This is a genomic window from Ferrimonas aestuarii, from assembly GCF_005116665.1.
Classification (GTDB): Bacteria; Pseudomonadota; Gammaproteobacteria; order Enterobacterales; family Shewanellaceae; genus Ferrimonas; species Ferrimonas aestuarii.
In genome coordinates this window covers 47,257-62,484 of the sequence record NZ_SWCJ01000009.1, presented here as the reverse complement: position 1 = coordinate 62,484, position 15,228 = coordinate 47,257, and the positions used below count along the sequence as shown (strand labels likewise).

Below are 15,228 nucleotides of genomic sequence, written 5' to 3'. Positions count from 1 at the left end.
GCTCTCAGTCACAGTATACGGTCTGGTCTGACCTCTGTCACATAAAAGTAAACGCTTGTTTGAACATCTTCAAGAATTATTTATTCATAACTGTTAACTTTGTAATCGAATCGTGCTGGGCAAACTCGCCCCAGAGGTGCTATGGCGCTCATTTAAAGGTATTCTTTCTCTATTAGAATGCGATACGGACAAAGCTATGTGTGAATTGTTGGCCATGAGTGCCAATGTACCGACGGACATTGTGTTCAGTTTTACCGGTTTGGTGGAGCGCGGCGGCGTGACCGGCCCCCATACCGATGGTTGGGGCATCACCTTCTATGATGGCGTGGGTAACCGTACCTTCAAGGATTGCCAGCCTAGCTGTCGTTCAGAAGTGGCTAGCCTCATCAAAGAGTATCCCATCAAAAGCAAGGCGGTGATAAGCCACATTCGCCAGGCCAATCGTGGCCGAGTTGCATTGGAGAACACCCACCCTTTTTGTCGTGAACTGTGGGGCCGTTACTGGACCTTCGCCCATAATGGTCAGTTAAGTGGCTATACCGACAAGCTCAAACCCACTCGGTTTCAGCCTGTGGGCAATACCGACAGTGAACTGGCGTTTTGCTATCTGATGTCGAAGATGGCGGATCATTTTCCATCCAAGCCGAAAGACATTAAGCAGGCGTTTCGTTTTCTGGCTACCGAAGCCCAGAAACTGCAGCAGTTAGGGGTGTTTAACATGCTGGTTAGCGACGGCCGCTACCTGCTGGCGCTATGCAGCAACAACCTCACCTGGATCACCCGTAAGGCCCCGTTTGGGGAGGCCAAACTGATTGATACTGACATGGTGATCGATTTTACCAGCGAAACCACGGAAAACGACGTGGTCACGGTGATTGCAACTCGGCCTCTGACTCACAACGAGCAGTGGCACAAGATGGAAGCGGGAGAGTGGCAGCTGTTTAAGGATGGGGTGCAGGTGGCGTCTGGGATGGGGGAGCAAGCCAAGTCAGTTTCTCCAGCTTAAGCTCGGCCTGAACATCACCTTCTTTATATTGGATTAGCCTCGCGAGCACAAAATTGTGGTCGCGAGCTAGCCATAAATAGGTTTCCCGTTTGCTGTTCTCACCTCGATCTCTGGCCACTTTGATGGTATCCAGTTCGCCAAAGGGCAGGCTGAGACGCTCCTCGCCAACTACCTTGTAGCGGTATTCTCGAGCTTGATTCTTGTAGACAATGGGGTAGAGCATCTCGGTCTCGCCCTGCGCCACATCCAGCCTTAACTGCAGTTGATAACTGAGGGGATCAAATTGTGCCGCGCTGGGCTCGATGGTTACCTTGTCACCTTTATAGCGGCTGTGAATCGGCTGTTTGGGAAGAAAGCGGATCTCAGCGGTGAAATCTGGCCCGCTGCCGGTGCGCTCCATACGGTAGATGCTGGGCAGCACCTGTTCACCGCTAAAGCGCAGCGAGCTGGTTTCGGTTCGGGTATCTGATAGAAATAACCAACCGACATCGCTCTGGTAACTGAGTTTAAATTGTTGATTACCCAAGGTTTCAAGCTGGTAATAGCCTTCCCCTAATTCAGAATCACCACGCCACACCTGATAGTCAGCCCGATAGGGCAACATGGGGTTTGCCGTCGCCGATAGGGCGATCAGTGCCAGAGGCAAAAACCGTTTCATTATCGAACCTTGATTAAGTGAACTGTATTAATAGGGTAGCTGCCAAAGTAGTTCAGCGAGATCCGGTTGCCAGGCAAACTCCCGCATTTTTACGCGGCCGTTGTTGACCAAAACCCCCTCCTGCCGTAGGCGCAGCTGCTGCAGTTCAAATTGCTCAGAGCCAGGCGCAAAGGCCAGTTTGCCGCTGGCGGTGATCACCCTATGCCAAGGCAGAGTTAGCTCTTTGGGAGTCGACTTTAGCGCCGTTCCCGCAAGGCGGGCCCGTCCGGGAAGACCGGCTAAATCGGCCAACTGACCGTAACTGACTACTCGGCCTTCAGGGATCAGTTGGCAAACCTGCCAAATCCGCTCGATTTTGCTGGGGACGCTGCCCGTCTCGGTTTCCGTCATCTTGTTCACGCCATGCTGCCTTATATGGGCAGTGTACTTGAGTTGGGGATTTGATGCTAAAGCGGCCAAGCGTGCAGAATCTGTGCATCGAGATCTTGGCTTTTGTTCAGAGATCCATAATACTGTATGTATATACAGTTATCATTGATGTTGGTGTACAACCATGATTAAGCCCATCGATTCTCTTTTGCGCCGTGACGATCTGTGGCTGGCCAGTCAGTGGCAACAGCCGCAGCAGGGCATTCCCACTGGCATGGGGGCGTTAGATAGCCAGCTGTCTCAGCAAGGCTGGCCTAAGCAGGGGATCATTGAGGTGCTGCAACCAGAAGCCGGGCAAGGTGAGACTCTAGTGTTAAAAGCGTTGTCGCAAACCTCACCTGAACAGTGGCAGTTGATGATCTCGCCACCCTATATTCCCTATGCGCCAGCACTGGCGCAGCAAGGGGTGGACCTGTCTCGTTTGGTGTGGCTCAAAGATCTGGATTCCAAGGAGCGGCTATGGGCAGCAGAGCAGAGTTTAGCCAGTGGCAGCTTTGCCCGGGTGTGGCTATGGCTTGATTCACTGTCGGTATCTCAGTCCCGGCGATTGCAGCTTGCCAGCGAGCGCGGCCGCAGCCTTGCCGTGGTGTTTCTGCCTGACAGCCAAGCCGGCGAACACCATCCAATTAGCTTGAGGGTGCAGCTTCATAGCTCCAGTTCAGGTACCACAGTGCAGCTGCTCAAGCAGCGAGGTGGTTGGCCTCAGGCTACGCAGAGGTTGCCGCTGCAGCCCAGTGGCTGGCCGCTGACCCAGATCGACACAACTATCAATGACAATTTGATCTCAGGCCCATGGACCCACTCTGGTTAGCCATCCACTTTGTGGACTTGGCACTTCACAGCCGTTTGCAGCAGCAACAACCGGGGTTTTACGCCTTGGTTGAGGGGCACCCGCCAACCTTAACTCAAGTCAATGGCGCCGCTAGGCAGCAAGGGGTAAAACCGTCGATGAACATCGCTACGGCCACGGCGCTGTGCGCTGAATTAACCCTGTTATCCCTTGAGAATGAGGCTAACCAAAACTTGGAGCGGTTGGCGCAGTGGGCCTATGCCTTTAGCGGTAAAGTGGTTGTGGTAGAGCCCGACCTATTGCTGCTTGAGGGGCGCAGCATGCTAAAGCTGTTTGGCGGTTTAGTGCCTTGGCTGCAGGCCATTGAGGCATCGGCATCCAGTTTAGCTCTTCCCTATGGATTGGGGGTTGGTCGCACACCGCTTATGGCCACGCTGTTTGCTCGCCAAGGGCGGCAGTGCGCTGTGTCTTTAGGTGAGTTCGAATCCAAACAAGATGAACGGCAAAGATTGAATCAGCTGTCACTGCATGAGCTGGCGCTACCGGGAGAGGCAGCCCAACGGCTTCAAAATATGGGCATAACCCAATTTTCCCAGCTAAGCGCTTTACCACGTCACGAGTTGGGGCAGCGATTTGGCAGTGAGCTTTTGCTTTACCTACAGCGATTGCTGGGAGAGGTGGCCGATATTCGAAAAGAGTTCCAGCCACCCAGTGAGTTTTGCCATAAACAGGTGCTGTTAGAGGAGGTGGCACACACCCAAGGGCTACTGTTTCCATTAAAGCGAATGCTGGGGTTATTGGCGACCTTCCTTCGTTATCGTCAGCTGGCCTGCGAGCAGTTCTCCATCTTCTTAAAACATCGTCAGGGAGAGGACACGGAACTTATTATTCGCCCCGCATTTGCCCAGGGCCGAGCCGATGAACTGCTTAAGTTGGTGCAACTGCGATTTGAACGCCTGACCCTGTTTCAACCTGTGATTGAGGTGAGTGTCGTCAGTGGACATCACAATTCATTGGCGGTGACGAGTGGCGCTCTGAGTAGCGATGGCCAGAGCTGGGTGGACTCTCAGCTACCGCAACTGCAGTTGTTGGGACAGTTTAAGGCCAGACTTGGTAATGATCGTGTTGGCATGGTGAGCTGCGTGGATGCCATTCGTCCAGAAAAGGCGTGGCGCTGGAGCGAGTTGGAAGGCAATAGTGATGGGGGCTGCACTAAACCGCGGCCCCCTTGGTTGCTGCCTGAACCTGTCGCAGTAGAGCGTCGCCGGCTGAGCTTGCGTCATGGGCCGGAGCGGCTGGAGTCTGACTGGTGGCATGTAGAGCCCTTGGCACGGGATTATTACCTAGCTCAGCTTGATGGCCATCGCTGGTGCTGGGTGTACCGAGATCTACAAGGCTGGTATATCCATGGCTGGTTCTGACTATGTGGAGCTGCACAGCCTAAGCAATTACAGCTTTTTGCGCAGTGCTGCTCACCCTCATCAATTAATTGAGGCTGCGATTGCCCAGGACTATCGAGGTATCGCCATCACCGATGAATGCTCATTGGCCGGGGTGGTCAAAGCATGGGAATCGGCAAAAGAGCATGACATTCAACTGATTATCGGCAGTGAATTTCAATTGGATGAGGCCACTTTAGTGGTGCTAGCAACGAGCCGAGTCGGTTATGGCCAGCTATCGAGCTTAATTACCCAAGGGCGACGTCGTAGCCCGAAGGGGGAGTATCAGCTTGATTGGGGCGATTTCTATAGCGGCTTAGATGAGTGTTTACTGCTGCTGTTGCCTAACGGAGACGCTGAGCTTGAAGAGTTAAACCTGCACCAATCAGAGCTTATTGAGCATTGGCTGGGCCGAGCCTGGCTGCTGGTGGAGCGTCATTTCACCCCAGAAGATGGCCATCAGTTGAAACTGGTGGAGCGGCTATCTGAGATTTGGGGCTGGCCTGTGGTGTGTGCTGGCGGTGTGCGCATGGCCAGACGTGAAGATAAACCGCTATTGGATGTGGTGGACTGCATTCGTCAAGGCTGCAGCCTTGCCCAAGCCGGTTGGCGCCTCAGTGGTAATGGTGAGGCCTACATCAAGCCACTTGAGGCGATAAATAAGCGCTTTCGCCCTGAGTGGACTGCCCAAACTCAAGTCATCGCCAGTCGGTGCCAGTTTGATCTGGATGAACTGCGTTATCAATATCCTGCTGAGGTGGTGCCTGCGGGGATGAGTGCCTCTGAGTATCTGCGCCAGCAGACTCTTGCCGGGGCCGACTTAAGGTATCCCAACGGCGTTCCTGATCTCGTTGCCCAACAGATTGAGTCTGAACTGAGCTTGATTGATGAGCTTAACTATCACTACTTCTTTCTCACCATCTACGACATCGTTAGCTTTGCCAAACAGGCTAAGATTTTGCATCAAGGCCGTGGGTCGGCGGCCAATTCGGTGGTCTGTTATTGCTTAGGGATAACCGAGGTGGATCCCACTCAGGTTAACCTGCTGTTTGAGCGCTTTATCTCTAAAGAACGTAATGAACCCCCAGACATTGATGTGGATTTTGAGCATCAGCGCCGGGAAGAGGTGATTCAGTATATCTACCAAAAATATGGTCGAGAGCGGGCAGCGCTGGCGGCCACGGTGATCAGCTATCGCTTTAAGAGTGCCATGCGAGATGTGGGTAAGGCTCTGGGGCTTGAGGTGAGCTATTTAGAGCACTTGATTAAACAGGTGGATCGCCGAGACGCAAAACAGAGTTGGCAGCAGCAGCTTCAACAACGGCTCAGTAAGGAAACCGATGGCACCATGGCGCAGCACCTGCTGCCTTTGGTTGAGGCGTTATTGGGGTTTCCTCGCCATCTGTCCCAGCATGTGGGGGGCTTTATTATCTCCAGCTGCCCACTGTCTGAGCTGGTTCCGGTAGAAAATGCCTCGATGGCTGATCGTACGGTAATTCAGTGGGATAAAGACGATCTGGAAGCCTTAGGGCTTTTGAAAGTGGACATCTTGGCGCTGGGCATGCTCAGTGCCATTCGCCGCTGCTTCGACCTGATAAGCGACTGGCAAGGGGCGCCCTATGGCATGAATGAGGTGCATAGGGAACAGCCTGAGGTGTATCAGATGCTGTGTCAGGCCGACAGTATTGGGGTGTTTCAGATTGAATCTCGAGCGCAAACCAACATGTTGCCCCGGCTAAAACCCCGCTGTTATTACGATTTGGTGGTGCAGATCGCCATTGTTCGCCCCGGGCCGATTCAGGGGGACATGGTGCATCCTTATCTGCGTCGCCGTAATGGCGATGAGGCGGTGAGTTATCCCAGTGATGAGGTCAAACAGGTATTGTCACGTACCCTCGGGGTTCCCATCTTTCAAGAGCAGGTGATTAAATTGGCGATGGTGGCTGCCGGTTTTAGTGGCGGGGAAGCGGATCAGCTTCGCCGAGCCATGGCCAGTTGGAAGCGTCATGGACAACTGGATAAGTTCGAGCAAAAGCTGATTCGGGGCATGAGCGAGCGTGGTTATGAGCAGCAGTTTGCTCAGCAGGTGTTTAATCAGATTAAAGGCTTTGGGGAATATGGATTTCCAGAGTCACACTCTGCCAGCTTTGCTTTGCTGGCTTACGTTTCTGCGTATCTGAAATACCATTACCCGGCGGCGTTTTGCTGTGCGCTGCTTAATAGCCAACCGATGGGTTTTTACACGCCATCTCAGTTGGTACAGGATGCCCAGCGCCATGGGGTGGAGGTGTTGCCAGTGTCGGTAAATCACAGCCAGTGGCAGCACTCGTTGGAGGTGTTAGATGGTAAGCCGGCACTCAGATTGGGGCTGAGGCTGGTTAAGGGGTTATCTCAACAAGGCGCAGAGCGCATGGTTTTTGAGCGTCCTCGCCATGGTTATGACCAAGCGCAGCAATTGTCTAATTTGGGCTTGAGTCGTGGGGATCTAGAACGCCTTGCCAGTGCCGATGCCCTAAAGTGTTTAGCAGGACATCGCTATCAAGCGCGTTGGCAACTGGCGGCGGTACAGGAGCAGCTCCCCCTGTTTGGTGAACAATCAATCGCGAGTCAAGTGCAAATTCCAAAACCAGAAGCGCTGGATGAGATGTTGGCAGACTTTACTCAATTGGGGCTGACATTAGGGGAGCACCCGATGTCGATGTTAAGGCGCCAAGGGCTGTTGAAAGGTCAGCAATCGGCACAGTCGCTACAAAATTGTCGCCAAGATCAGTTAGTGTCATTGACCGGTGTTGTCGTGGGGCGTCAACGTCCAGGTACAGCAAGTGGTGTGACCTTTATGACTCTGGAAGATGAGACTGGAAATGCCAATGTGGTGGTGTGGCAAGCAACGGCATCGGCGCAAAGGCAGGCATTTTTGACCGCACAGATACTGCAGGTTCGTGGAAAAGTGGATAGTGCCGATAATGTGGTTCACCTGATCGCTGGCAAACTTTGTGATAGAAGTGACTTAATTGGCAAATTGAGGATTTTCTCACGAAACTTTTGTTAAAACTTCGATGCCATTTAATGTTTTTTAGCGAAAACTGCTAAAAAAATCACCAGAAGGTTTGTAAAGTTGAATAACACGCGTATAATTGACTTCGATAACGAGTGATACAAGGTTCGCTCGTGTTTTTGATTTAGAAAGAGTTAGATATGTCTGAGCAAGTTACTGGTACAGTTAAGTGGTTTAACGACGAAAAAGGATTTGGCTTCATCTCTCGTGAAGATGGCAAGGATGTGTTCGTACACTTCTCTGCGATCCAGGGTAATGGCCGTCGCACATTGGTTGAAGGTCAGCAAGTGACCATGACGGTTACACAAGGTCAGAAAGGCCCTCAAGCCGAGAACGTAAACGTTATCTAACGCTTACCGAATAGATTCGAGGCCCTTGCCGTTAGGCGAGGGCTTTTTTGTGCCTAAAATTCAGCATGGAGGCGATATCACTATTGGCAAAGGGGTGCCTTTAGAAGTGTTTGGTGACGTTTACCAGTTTGAGTTGAAGTGGCTAAATGGAGAATATAAATACCAAATGCGCTGAATTTGAGCGGTGTTCACGATTATTTCAATAACTCAATATCAGCATGTGCTTTTCTTGGTTTGTCTTGAAAATAAATTCCAGCTTACGTTAATACTCTAAGTCGCGTCTTTCATTTCTGTGCTTAACCATTTAAGAAACACAGTGTTTTCAATATTAAGTTAATTCATCTTGGTATAAATTCCAGTGGTCACTCAAAGTGAAAACTGACTGGGGTAGTATATCTTTGGAGATGAGTTCCTGGCTTGTTTCTGTAAGTCAGTTCGAAAACGGCTACTTATGAATCTGAACCCTATGCGTGAATCGAACGACCGATTTTCGCCATAACTATGATCACGAACAGTCAACAGCACCTAGGGAATAACATAAAGAGCAATGGCGACACAGTGGCAAACGGCGCCCCCTAAAACGAAGAGGTGCCAAATGGCATGGGCGAAGGGCAGCCGCTTTGCTACGTAGAAAACCACCCCAAGGCTGTAACATAACCCGCCAATCCAAAGCAGGTGAAAGCCTGGCGCTGACAGCGCCTGATAAAGAGGGTAGATGACAATAAGGCACATCCACCCCATCACTAGGTAGGCTGTTAACGCCAGTTTTTTGAAGCGATTGACGAATAGTGCTTTAAAAAATATGCCAATAAAGGCCATTGACCAGATGGTGGCCAATATCGCTTTTGACTGCCAACCCTCTAGGCTTATTACCATCATTGGCGTGTAAGTTCCGGCAATCAGTAGATAGATGGCGCAGTGATCTAAGCGTTTAAAGACTTGTTTTGCTTTGGGATGAGCAATGGCGTGATAAAGGGTTGAACAGAGAAACAGCAGGATCAGGCTAGCACCATAGATGCTGACTGCGGCGATCTCCCAACCCGATAGCACACCGATGCCTTTGGTTAACATGAGCGTTAGGCCAACAATGGCGGCGGCGACGCCAAGACCATGGGTAATGGCATTCGCTATCTCTTCTCCAACGCTGTAGGCAGGAGGGGTTACATCTGTTGTCATGGTTATCTCTGTAACAGCTAGGATCAGTGGCCATCATAGAAGAACCAATTTAAGCGTACAAGTGTTAGCTGTAAATCCAGTGCTGCGATTGCATGCTGGAGTTCAATTGATTATCTTTGCATAAAATATTCAATAAATCGGTAGTGTTGTGCTAGCGTCGACACTAATGCCGTAAAATGACATCAAAAAGACAGGGAGTGTTTTATGGGGATGGTGCTGCTCGCGATGGCATTAGCGGGTTCGATCGTGGACGGAGGTAACTTAGAAAATGTGCTTGATTATCAAGGAACCCCCAAAGGCCCGATCGATAGAGTCAAAGGCAGTAGCCGCATTCCATCAGTGTGGTTTGATCAGGGGGCATGGCACGGATTTGCACTGCCTGAGCTTGCCTCTTCGCACTCTTTGGGCGGCTTTAGTGGACCGATGATCATTGCCCAAGAGTACCCGCTTTGGCTATCACCCAGTATTCAAAGACTCTCTTTGGAGGGGTGGCGTTATGAAGATGCTCAGATCGAACTAACCAGTGATGGTTCAAGTCTAATCCAGCGCTATCAGTGGGATAGTTTGAAAGTTGAGCAGCAGCTTCGCTTTATCGATGGTCGCCATGCGCTGGTTCGAACCCAGCTTCACTCCAATAGTCCTCAATCCATCAATGTCAGTTGGCATGGCTCTGTATTTGAAACCTTGCCAGAGTCGCTGAAGCTCGCCAACCCCAATTGGGTGAGTGGCCTAAAATCTGAAGATAAAGAGCTGATATGGCAACTCGCTCCCCAACGTAAGACTTGGTCTGTACTACTTGACGATGCTCAGTATCGGGTTTGGTTTCTTAGTGATGCCAAGATAGTGATCTCAGGGCTAGGCTATCAAGCCGTGCAAACCATAACGGTTAATGCCAATACGGCTTCGGTTTTATGGAGCTTACACAGCTATTACCACTCTGAGCAAGATAGGCTTACACACCAGAAAATGCAGGCGAAAATTGCGGCCAATCCATCGCGGTACTTTGCTGCTGCTGATGAAAAATCGCAGCAACGAAAGCGGCGGGCTCTTGAGCCTGGCGGCGAGGCGCACTGGCAACGTTTAGCAATGAAGAGCATGCAAACTTTGGTGGCAAACTGGCGCTCCCCAGCGGGCGCGATTCAACATCACGGAGTCACCCCATCGGTGACTTATCAGTGGTTTAGCGGAGTGTGGGCCTGGGACAGCTGGAAGCAGGCAGCAGCCATTGCTCACTTTGATGCCAGCCTTGCTAAAGATAATATTCGAGCCATGTTTGATTACCAAGTGCGCTTTGATGATCCCATACGGCCTCAGGATCATGGCATGATCATCGATACCGTATTTTATAATCAAAGTGGCGAACGGGGTGGTGATGGCGGTAATTGGAATGAGCGTAACTCCAAGCCACCTTTGGCTGCGTGGTCAGTTTGGAAAGTTCATGAAGCTCAACCGGACCCTGCTTTTGTGGAGGAGATGTATCCCAAACTGGTGAGCTATCACCAGTGGTGGTATCGCAACCGAGATCACGATGGTGATGGGTTAGCGGAGTATGGCGCTACGGTTGATGCTGCAAATTCCAGTCGCGATGCCATCATCGAGGCCGCCGCTTGGGAAAGTGGTATGGACAACGCCCCTAGGTTTGACGCCTCAGAGGAAGTTAGGGTACTGGAAAACCGCAGCAACAGCGGTGAGCTATTGGGGTATTCGCTCAATCAGGAATCGGTGGATCTGAATGCTTATCTCTACGCGGAAAAGCAGTTCTTAGCACAGATGGCACAGGTGCTTGGAAAGCCTGATGAAAAGCTGCGATGGCTACAGCAAGCAAAACAGCTAAAGCAGCAGATTCAAAATCAATTTTTCGATACGGACAGTGGCTATTTCTACGATACACGCCTAGGTGGAAAGCGGCTTATTGAGCAGGGAAAAGGCGCTGAGGGCTGGTTGCCCTTATGGGCTGGCGCTGCAAGTGAGGAGCAAGCTCGTTACGTCAGTCGGTGGATGATGTCGGACAAAGGCTTTAATCGCCACCTGCCGCTGCAAACGGTGAGTGCCGATCACCCACAGTATGCGCCTGAAAAGTACTGGCGAGGTCCAGTCTGGCTGGATCAAAGTTGGTTTGGCCTCCAAGGTTTGTCTCGTTATGGCTTTACCGATGAGGCAAAACAGCTGGCATTGAAGCTAGCCAATCACGCCGAAGGCGCACTCACTCAGTCACCAATTCGAGAAAACTACAACCCTGAGACCGGCGAGGGCCTGCATTGCACCAATTTTAGTTGGTCGGCTGCGGTATTCTATTTGATCTACCGAGATTACCTCTCCACGGCCAACAATTCACAGTTGGCTGTGAAACCCTAAAAAGAGGGGGAGGGTGCTCCCCCTGCTGCATTGTTAGGCTTGGCTGGGTTTTAGTTTGGCACCAAGATGAACTCCCGCCACAACGATAAAACCTGCGATGATGCCGACGACGCCGTTGAGCAGCGTGCTTACGACGCCGGAGATGATGTGGCCGATGGCCGGAAGCTCTAAAGTGGCAGTCGAGGCTAGGGTGATCCACTCACTGATTTGGTGGACGCCGTGACTTAGAATGCCACCACCGACCAAAAACATGGCGATGGTGCCAATGACAGACAGAGACTTCATCAGCTTAGGGGCGGAAGCCAATAACAGGCGGCCGATGAATTTGGCCGATGAACTGGGTTTTTGATTGAGGTAAAGCCCGGCATCGTCGATCTTAACGATAACGGCAACCAAGCCGTATACGCCAATGGTCATCAGCACGGCGATGGTTGCCAAGGTCAACACTTGAGTGGACAGCGTTGCTGTTGCCACGACCCCGAGTGTCAGAACAATGATCTCGGCAGAGAGAATGAAATCGGTGCGAATTGCCCCTTTGATTTTGCGCTGCTCGAGTGCTTTCGGGTCTTCATCGGTAATGGCTTCGGCGGTTTTGTGGCCCCCTTTTACCATCTCAAGCAGCTTTTCTGCGCCTTCAAAGCAGAGAAACAGGCCGCCCAACATCATCAAAGGGGTGATCAACCAAGGAATAAAGAGACTGATTGCCAATGCGGCTGGCACCAGAATGCATTTGTTAAGCAGCGAGCCTTTGGCCACCGCCCAGATGACGGGCAGCTCACGATCCGCTTTCACTCCAGAGACTTGCTCGGCATTAACCGCAAGATCATCCCCAAGCACACCGGCGGTTTTATGAGCGGCAACTTTACTCATTGCTGCAACATCGTCGAGCAGTGAGGCGATGTCATCTAGAAGTGTTAATAAATTGGCTGCAGCCATCTCAGAAATCCTTGTAAGCGTTTATTGTTCGTTCATATAAGTTGGGTTTGACGTTAACTGATTTCGTTACCATTGAAAGCACAGTTTATAAAGCGGCAATGGAGCATTTACCAGTTAGTGAACCATTTAAAGAGTATCATGCTATCGAAGCTGGGCAGAGTCTTACTGGCAATTTGTTGCAAGGTTTTCTAGCAGGTAAACGCTCTATAAAGCATAATCAAATTAGCCTGTTACGGACTTTTAACTTCATGTTGAGCGTGATAATGTCTAGCTTGAAAAGACTAAATGAGTAGGACCACTGATTGGTGATGGAGCATCAAAAGTTGGCACGATTTGTCATTCCGCAAAAGCAATTGACCGAACAGGCACTGCTGGATTACCTCGAGGTCATACGGATCGTCTTCAGTGCGTCTCCAGATATGATGTGGGTGACCTATCAAGGGCGGTTTCTCTGGTGTAATCAGATGGCCGCGAATCAACTTGGCTATGGCAGCACCGAAGAACTCATTGGCCTGAGCCCCTCCGATATCTCCCCCAAGTATCAGCCGAATCAGCAAACGTCGACCAACTTGGCCAAAAAGATGATCGATTCCGCGATCAAATATGGTTACCACCGTTTTGAATGGGTACACCAAGCAAAAACGGGAGAGTTGGTTCAAAGCGAAGTTACGTTAAATGCGGTGCCAATCGAAAATGAGAACGACGTTGCACTGTTTGCGGTTGGTCGAGACATCAGTTTAGAAAAGCAGGTGGAAGATAAACTTCGCTTGTCTGAATACACAGATACACTGACCGGATTGCCCAACCGAGCCGCCTTAGTGCAGCGCATCGGCCAACAGATGGCCATTGATACTCAGCAGCTAAGCCTTGTGTGCATCGGAGCCGATGGTTTCCGTGCTTTGAATGAGGAGTATGGCCTGAGAATTGGTGACAAGGTATTGGTTCGAATTGCTGAGATCATCGCCGATTCACTGCCCAGTGATGGCTATCTGGGGCGGTTTACCGGGGATACGTTTTTAGTAGTAATTCCCAATCAACGTGCTGATTTGATTGAGGCCTGGGCTAAAGAGATCATCATTCGGTTAAATCAGCGATTGTATGTTGATGGCGTCGATGTACTGACCTGTGCCAGTGCGGGTTTGAGCCACATGACCGCACAACTGCACAGTACCCGCGCTTTACTGCACCAAGCGGAAGTCGCGATGAAGCAAGCCAAGCGTTTAGGGCGCTGTAAGGTGCATTGCTACAGCGCCGAGATGGCGGCGCAGATGGCAAAGGAGCAGGGGCTTGCACATCAGCTAAAACAAGCGATAAACAATCAGGAGTTTTTCCTCGTCTACCAGCCGATTTTCCACTTGCAGTCGGGAATGATCACCGGTGCAGAGGCGTTAATTCGCTGGCGTCACCCCGAACGGGGAGTGCTGACTCCTGCAGATTTTATTCCTCAAGCGGAAGCCCGAGGCTTGATTGTGGATATCGGCAATCAGGTGATCGACATGGCCTGCGCTCAGGTGCGAAGCTGGATTGATCAGGGACTGCCTTTACAACACACCAGCATCAACATCTCCGTAAAACAGATAGAGAATGGCGATCTAGTGGAAGTGATACAAGCGGCATTAGAACGACATCATGTTCCCGCAGAGAGCCTGGAGATCGAGGTGACCGAAACCATGTTATTGCAGCATGGGAAGAGCATGGTGGCTCAGCTTTGGCAATTGAGGCAGTTGGGCATTGCCATCGCCATCGATGACTTTGGTACTGGTTACTCATCGTTCGCCCGATTGAAAAACCTTCCTGTCGATCGCGTTAAGATTGACCGTAGCTTTATTTCTGAACTTGAGCGAGATGAACGGAACAGCTCAATCGTTCAAGCCATTGTTTCTCTTGCCCATAATCTGGATATGGTGGTGACCGCCGAGGGCATTGAAAGCCACTACCAATATCAGTACATGAAGTCCCAAGGCTGCGAAGCTGGGCAAGGTTATCTGGTGAGTCCGCCGGTTCCAGCCGTTAAGTTTGAGTACTTAGTTAAACAGCGCTGGCAGCAGCGAGAACATGATCTCGAGTTAGAGCCAACAGAGCTTAGATAGAACAAGGGCTGCCAATGGCAGCCCTTGTTGGTTATTTGGCAAGGATGCGATCTTGCTTCCAAGAGCGAAACATCGAGATTGACGTATAAAGCACCACCGCGGCGACTAGCCACTTAAGCATCTCAACGTCCATCGATTTTACCAGCGTTGCCGCCAGTACTACCGCAATCGGACCGGCAATGGCGACAGCCACCACCGCTTTGGCATCAAAAGCGCCGTTGCGAATGAAGGTGCCCGCAGAGAAGAAGCTCAATACGGCGCAGGATCCCATCATAATAGGAAAGGCCGCTAATGGGTTCATACCTAGAAGGTAAACCAGAGTCATGCAGGGTGCATACAGGCCAATGCCTACACTCATTAGCGCGCCAAAGACGAAGTTGCCCACAATGGCGATAGCCAATTTGGTGCCACTAAGACCCATGGCTTCTCCGCCGATGGGGAACCAACCGAGCAGTCCAGCCAAGATGAGGCCTGCGACAACCAGCAGTGACATCGCCATGATTAAGCGCACTAGCTGGCGGTCTAGACCTGACACCCATTTTGCCCCTAAGGTCGCGCCTAAGGCGGCGGCGGCCATCATGCTGATCAGCGTTGTTGGGTCAACGTCGACGGCAGCGATAAACAACAGGGCCTGAGCCACGGTCGGCAGTACGCATTGGCCATTTAAAGTGCCTGGCAACAGTCGGTCATCAACCAATTTGAACTGCTTGAAGAACGCGGTTTTAATGGCGAAGCTGCCCACGCCCAGTGTATCCATGAAGTTTGCGAATGCCCCAACGGCGCCAACCTTGGCGTATGAGGTAGAGCTGGAGGCCATCTCCGAGCGTTGCGCTTTGAATCCTTGGTACAGCATGAAACAGTAAACCAAGGCGCCAACTATAAATACGATCTGCAGTGCAGTGGCTAGCATCGTTGAGCCCTATAGAAAATTCAGGCGCGCGATG

The 15,228-nt window shown here is 51.2% G+C and carries 12 protein-coding genes; 7 read left to right on the top strand and 5 right to left on the bottom strand.

Annotated features, from left to right (window positions below; translation table 11 throughout):
- The first annotated feature begins 196 nt into the window (after positions 1-196).
- Complete coding sequence (locus FCL42_RS12650; RefSeq protein WP_136863789.1) at positions 197-1,006, top strand: class II glutamine amidotransferase; 810 nt, start codon at positions 197-199, stop codon at positions 1,004-1,006.
- Here the strand turns inward: FCL42_RS12650 and FCL42_RS12645 are convergent.
- A complete protein-coding gene (locus FCL42_RS12645) occupies positions 942-1,664 on the bottom strand; it encodes a DUF3108 domain-containing protein (protein ID WP_136863788.1) in 723 nt (240 codons plus the stop codon). The genes FCL42_RS12650 and FCL42_RS12645 overlap by 65 nt on opposite strands.
- A 27-nt stretch (positions 1,665-1,691) precedes the next feature.
- Positions 1,692-2,054, bottom strand: coding sequence for an MGMT family protein (locus FCL42_RS12640; RefSeq protein WP_136863787.1), 363 nt, complete (start codon positions 2,052-2,054; stop codon positions 1,692-1,694).
- Positions 2,055-2,217: 163 nt separating this feature from the next.
- On the opposite strand from FCL42_RS12640, the gene imuA reads away from it, so the two are divergent.
- The 4 genes from imuA to FCL42_RS12620 all read left to right on the top strand — a co-directional run bounded on the left by imuA (position 2,218) and on the right by FCL42_RS12620 (position 7,727).
- Complete coding sequence (gene imuA / locus FCL42_RS12635) at positions 2,218-2,904, top strand: translesion DNA synthesis-associated protein ImuA (protein WP_136863786.1); 687 nt, start codon at positions 2,218-2,220, stop codon at positions 2,902-2,904.
- Positions 2,886-4,304 carry a Y-family DNA polymerase gene (locus FCL42_RS12630; protein WP_136863785.1) on the top strand — a complete coding sequence of 473 codons (1,419 nt, stop codon included), beginning with the start codon at positions 2,886-2,888 and terminating at the stop codon, positions 4,302-4,304. Before imuA ends, FCL42_RS12630 begins: the two co-directional genes overlap by 19 nt.
- On the top strand, positions 4,291-7,371 hold the full coding sequence (locus FCL42_RS12625) for an error-prone DNA polymerase (RefSeq protein WP_136863784.1): 3,081 nt from the start codon (positions 4,291-4,293) through the stop codon (positions 7,369-7,371). Before FCL42_RS12630 ends, FCL42_RS12625 begins: the two co-directional genes overlap by 14 nt.
- Before the next feature lie 146 nt (positions 7,372-7,517).
- Positions 7,518-7,727 carry a cold-shock protein gene (locus FCL42_RS12620; RefSeq protein WP_136863783.1) on the top strand — a complete coding sequence of 70 codons (210 nt, stop codon included), beginning with the start codon at positions 7,518-7,520 and terminating at the stop codon, positions 7,725-7,727.
- Between the two features lie 525 nt (positions 7,728-8,252).
- On the opposite strand, the gene trhA is transcribed toward FCL42_RS12620, so the two are convergent.
- A complete protein-coding gene (trhA, locus tag FCL42_RS12615; RefSeq protein ID WP_136863782.1) occupies positions 8,253-8,903 on the bottom strand; it encodes a PAQR family membrane homeostasis protein TrhA in 651 nt (216 codons plus the stop codon).
- 204 nt (positions 8,904-9,107) lie between these two features.
- Here trhA and FCL42_RS12610 point away from each other — a divergent pair, with 204 nt between their 5' ends.
- Positions 9,108-11,258, top strand: coding sequence for an MGH1-like glycoside hydrolase domain-containing protein (locus FCL42_RS12610; protein ID WP_136863781.1), 2,151 nt, complete (start codon positions 9,108-9,110; stop codon positions 11,256-11,258).
- A gap of 33 nt (positions 11,259-11,291) precedes the next feature.
- Here the strand turns inward: FCL42_RS12610 and FCL42_RS12605 are convergent, their stop codons facing one another.
- A complete protein-coding gene (locus tag FCL42_RS12605) occupies positions 11,292-12,194 on the bottom strand; it encodes a DUF808 domain-containing protein (protein WP_136863780.1) in 903 nt (300 codons plus the stop codon).
- A 308-nt stretch (positions 12,195-12,502) separates the two neighbouring features.
- On the opposite strand from FCL42_RS12605, the gene FCL42_RS12600 reads away from it, so the two are divergent.
- Positions 12,503-14,284 (top strand): sensor domain-containing protein, encoded by a 1,782-nt coding sequence (locus FCL42_RS12600; protein WP_229359860.1) that lies wholly within the window; start codon positions 12,503-12,505, stop codon positions 14,282-14,284.
- A gap of 31 nt (positions 14,285-14,315) precedes the next feature.
- Here FCL42_RS12600 and FCL42_RS12595 read toward each other — a convergent pair whose 3' ends face one another.
- The gene (locus tag FCL42_RS12595) at positions 14,316-15,194 is read right to left on the bottom strand and encodes a TSUP family transporter (RefSeq protein ID WP_136863778.1); all 879 of its coding nucleotides are present in this window, start codon (positions 15,192-15,194) and stop codon (positions 14,316-14,318) included.
- Positions 15,195-15,228 lie beyond the last annotated feature (34 nt).